Source organism: Pseudomonas sp. NPDC088429 (assembly GCF_044753305.1).
Classification (GTDB): domain Bacteria; phylum Pseudomonadota; class Gammaproteobacteria; order Pseudomonadales; family Pseudomonadaceae; genus Aquipseudomonas; species Aquipseudomonas rustica.
Map to the genome: position 1 here is coordinate 1 of NZ_JBIVMX010000129.1, position 4,233 is coordinate 4,233.

4 protein-coding genes and 1 pseudogene are annotated in these 4,233 nt (G+C 57.8%); 4 read left to right on the forward strand and 1 reads right to left on the reverse strand.

All coding sequences use genetic code 11. The annotated features are described in order from the left end of the window. Window positions 1-646 precede the first annotated feature (646 nt). The 3 genes from rluC to sppA are packed head-to-tail and all read left to right on the forward strand — an operon-like array spanning window position 647 to window position 3,269. Window positions 647-1,606 (forward strand): 23S rRNA pseudouridine(955/2504/2580) synthase RluC, encoded by a 960-nt coding sequence (gene rluC, locus ACIP66_RS28190; RefSeq protein WP_045123283.1) that lies wholly within the window; start codon window positions 647-649, stop codon window positions 1,604-1,606. After that, window positions 1,593-2,255: an HAD-IA family hydrolase gene (locus tag ACIP66_RS28195; protein WP_053122618.1), complete on the forward strand. Its 663-nt coding sequence runs from the start codon at window positions 1,593-1,595 to the stop codon at window positions 2,253-2,255. The genes rluC and ACIP66_RS28195 overlap by 14 nt, the downstream gene beginning before the upstream one ends. Before the next feature lie 24 nt (window positions 2,256-2,279). After that, window positions 2,280-3,269, forward strand: a complete 990-nt coding sequence (gene sppA / locus ACIP66_RS28200) for a signal peptide peptidase SppA (RefSeq protein ID WP_400652514.1) — start codon at window positions 2,280-2,282, stop codon at window positions 3,267-3,269. Between the two features lie 118 nt (window positions 3,270-3,387). Here the strand turns inward: sppA and ACIP66_RS28205 are convergent, their stop codons facing one another. Beyond that, window positions 3,388-3,966, reverse strand: a complete 579-nt coding sequence (locus ACIP66_RS28205; RefSeq protein WP_400652515.1) for a Maf family protein — start codon at window positions 3,964-3,966, stop codon at window positions 3,388-3,390. 105 nt (window positions 3,967-4,071) lie between these two features. Here ACIP66_RS28205 and ACIP66_RS28210 point away from each other — a divergent pair. Then, window positions 4,072-4,233 (forward strand): annotated as a pseudogene (locus ACIP66_RS28210) (metal-binding protein); the annotation flags it as partial.

Here is a 4,233-nt window from a genome sequence, read left to right on the forward strand (position 1 = left end):
TTCTCACGGTCGGTGTCAGGTGCGTCGGGAGTGGTTGGCCATTCCCGTGTCCAGCGATATGCGGCCAATTGGGCCGATATAGCGACGTACGCGTCCTGCTTGCTGTGGCTACTTAAGCACTCAGTCAGGAGGAGGAATCAACCGTGGCTGTGGACGAGATGAAGCGTCTTGATAAAGCCTATTGCTACACAGTCCAGCGGTTGTGCATCTCCACCCTACACGTATCCCTGATAATTCGGGTGCTGCCGCGCGCAGAATCCGCAGCGGGTTGGCATTTACCGTGAGCTCCGAAAGGGGAGGTCACGCATCATGGCTAATCAGGCGGTGTTTCCGAAGCTCTCGCTCGGGGTCATCTGCGGTTGACTGCACTTTGTGAACTGGCCGTGAATATCTGCCTGTCAGGCGAGTAAAAACTCTGCTCGACGGTGTAATTCAGGCCTCATGTCACCTGCGCTTGTTACAACTGCAAACTCCACCGTTACGTAGCAAAAGCCCCGTAGGACGGCCTCGCGTCCTGGTGAATTGCGATGGTCAGGGCCGGTTTTTGACCGTGGTGCCGCTGTCCAGGCCGCTTTTGGCGGCGTTCGCGACTATAGCAGCAATGATTAAGTGCTTCAATTCCATAAAAATTGTTATCATCCGCGGCATGACAACTACTGCCCCTTCGACTCCAGGCGTTCAATTGCTTGAAGTCTCGCCGGAGTATGCCGGCCAACGAATCGACAATTTCCTCCTCGCCCGACTCAAAGGCGTGCCCAAGACCTTGATTTACCGCATTTTGCGCAAAGGCGAAGTGCGCGTGAACAAAGGTCGGATCAAGCCCGAATACAAGCTGCAGGCCGGTGATATCGTGCGCGTGCCGCCCGTTCGCGTGCCTGAGCGCGACGAACCGGTGCCATTGGCCCAGGGTCTGTTGCAGCGCCTGGAAGCCTCGATTGTCTTCGAAGACAAAGCCCTGATCGTGATCAACAAGCCCGCGGGCATTGCGGTTCACGGCGGCAGTGGCTTGAATTTCGGTGTGATCGAAGCCTTTCGTCAGTTGCGCCCGGATACCAAAGAGCTGGAGCTGGTTCACCGTCTCGACCGTGACACCTCCGGCCTGCTGATGATCGCCAAAAAGCGCAGCATGTTGCGTCACCTGCACGAGCAATTGCGTGGTGATGGCGTCGACAAGCGCTACATGGCGCTGGTGCGTGGCAACTGGGCGACCTCGATCAAGAAAGTCAGCGCGCCATTGCTCAAGAGCAATCTGCGTTCCGGCGAGCGCATGGTCGAAGTCAACGAAGAAGGCAAAGAGGCCCTGACGATGTTCAAGGTGCTGCGCCGCTTCGGTGATTTCGCCACCATGGTCGAAGCCAAGCCGGTTACCGGTCGCACCCACCAGATTCGCGTGCACACTTTGCATGCTGGCCATTGCATTGCTGGCGACAGCAAATATGGCGATGAAGATTTCACCAAGGAAATCCGCGATCTGGGCGGCAAGCGTCTGTTTCTGCACGCTTACATGCTGACCGTGCCGCTGCCGGATGGCGGCAAGCTGACCTTGCAGGCGCCGGTCGACGAAATGTGGGCCAAGACCGTGGAGCGATTGAGTGCGCCCATCTGATTACAAGCTGCTGATTTTTGATTGGGACGGCACGCTGGCCGATTCCATCCATCGGATCGTCGAGGCGATGCACTCGGCATCCGGGCGTTCCGGTTTCGAGTTGCGCGATGATTTCGCCGTCAAAGGCATCATCGGCCTGGGCCTGCCTGAGGCGATCCGCACCTTGTATCCCGAGATCAGTGACGCCGAAATGACCTTGTTTCGCGAGTATTACGCTGATCACTACATCGCCGCCGAAGCCGTGCCTTCGCCGTTGTTCGAAGGGGTCGTCGAGTCGATGGCGTCGTTCCGCGAGCAGGGTTATCACCTGGCTGTGGCCACCGGCAAGAATCGCCGGGGTCTGGATCGAGTGCTCAAGGCCAATGGCTGGGAAGATTATTTCGATATCACCCGCGCTGCCGATGAAACTGCGAGCAAGCCGCACCCTCTGATGCTGGAGCAGATCCTTGCTCATTGCGGCGTGCGCGCCGAACAGGCGCTGATGGTTGGCGATTCGTCCTTCGATCTGCTGATGGCGCGTAACGCGGGGATGGATTCGGTGGCGGTCAGTTATGGCGCGCAATCGATCGAATCGCTGCAGCAGTTCGAGCCGCGCCTGTCGATCGACCGTTTTTCCGAATTGCATGCCTGGCTGGCGCAGCAGGCTTAATACGTTTTTGCTGGGGTGGATGGCATGACCGACGAATGGAAAGCACCGGCCAAGGCAGATGCCGACGGCGGTGACGAGAAAAGCTGGAAGCTGCTGGAGAAGACTCTCCTGGCCGGCGTGCAAGAGCAGCGCCGTTCGCGGCGTTGGGGGATCTTCTTCAAGCTGCTGACGTTTGTTTATCTGTTTATTGCGCTGATCCTGTTCACGCCGCTGATGGACATGGAAAAGAGCGCCACCCGTAGCGATAACTACACCGCGTTGATCGATGTCACCGGGGTGATTGCCGATAAAGAGCCGGCCAGCGCCGATAACATTGTCGGCAGTCTGCGTGCTGCGTTTGAGGACAAGAAGGTCAAAGGTGTCGTCCTGCGCATCAACAGCCCGGGCGGCAGTCCGGTGCAGTCAGGTTATGTGTATGACGAGATCAAGCGCCTGCGCGGCCTGCACCCGGATATCAAGGTGTATGCCGTGATTTCCGACCTGGGTGCTTCCGGTGCTTATTACATCGCCAGTGCGGCGGATCAGATTTATGCCGACAGGGCGAGTCTGGTCGGTTCGATCGGTGTGACGGCGGCCGGTTACGGTTTTGTCGGCACCATGGAGAAGCTTGGCGTTGAGCGTCGCACGTACACCTCGGGCGAGCACAAGTCGTTCCTCGATCCGTTCCAGCCGCAGAAGCCGGATGAAACGGCGTTCTGGCAGACGGTGCTGGATACCACGCACAAACAGTTCATCAATAGCGTCAAGCAGGGCCGTGGCGATCGTCTGAAGGACAAAGAGCATCCGGAACTGTTCTCCGGGCTGGTCTGGTCGGGCGAGCAGGCGCTGCCGTTAGGTTTGATCGATGGGCTGGGCAATGCCAGTTCGGTTGCGCGTGACGTGATTGGCGAGAAAGAACTGGTGGATTTCACCGTTCAGGAATCGCCGTTTGATCGCTTCTCGAAAAAGCTTGGCGCCAGCGTGGCTGAGCAGTTGGCGATGTGGATGGGTTTCCACGGGCCTTCGTTGCGTTAATTCGTTGTAAAGATCAAAAGATCGCAGCCTGCGGCAACTCCTACACGTTTCATGTCCGACGCTTTATTGCGGGGACATGAATCCTGTAGGAGCTGCCGAAGGCTGCGATCTTTTGCTTTTAAGGAATCTGCACGCCTTCCACCAACAGCATGTCAATCAGCCGAATCAATGGCAGGCCGATCAGGCTGGTCGCGTCCGGCCCTTCAGTAGACTGAAACAAGCTCACCCCCAAACCTTCAGCCTTGAAGCTGCCAGCGCAGTCATAAGGCTGCTCAATGCGCAGGTAGCGCTCAATGCGCGCCTGATCGAGCTGGCGCATGTGCACGGTGAACGGCACGCAGTCGACCTGGCATTCGCCGGTCTGGCTGTTGAGCAGCGCCAGGCCGGTCAGGAAGGTCACGCTGGTGCCGCTGGCGGCCATCAGTTGCTCGCGGGCCTTCTCGAAGGTGTGCGGCTTGCCGATGATCTGCTCGCCGAGCACGGCAACCTGGTCAGAGCCGATGATCAAGTGCGCAGGATGACTGTCGGTCAATGCCCGGGCTTTTTGTTCGGCGAGGCGTTTGACCAGATCGATGGCTGGCTCGCCCGGACGATGACTTTCATCGATATCCGGCGAGGAGCAGACGAACGGCACGTGCAGTCTGGCGAGCAATTCGCGACGATATGTCGAGCTTGAAGCGAGTAATAAAGGCAGCATTCGTGTCTCCTGAGGCAGGTGCGAATTCTAGCGGAGGCGTGCAAGTGACGGACAGGGAACAATTTCCTTTGACATGGGTGGGTGCATCCCTATAATGCTGCGCCTATGTTGAATGACCCGATTCCACCTCACGTTGACCCGCGCAAATTGGCTGATCGTGGCACCACCCTTCAAGGTGAATTGCTGCTAGCCGATTTGAAGAGACTCTGCGACCCGCTTTCCGACGATGTCGGTACGTTGCAGGCGAAATTCGTTTTTGAACGAGAT

What these genes read in the sequence shown, in the direction of transcription:
- sppA (WP_400652514.1), top strand. Translation starts at nt 2,280, where the DNA reads ATGACCGACGAATGGAAAGCACCGGCCAAGGCAGATGCCGACGGCGGT.
- rluC (WP_045123283.1), top strand. Translation starts at nt 647, where the DNA reads ATGACAACTACTGCCCCTTCGACTCCAGGCGTTCAATTGCTTGAAGTC.
- ACIP66_RS28205 (WP_400652515.1), bottom strand. Translation starts at nt 3,966, where the DNA reads ATGCTGCCTTTATTACTCGCTTCAAGCTCGACATATCGTCGCGAATTG.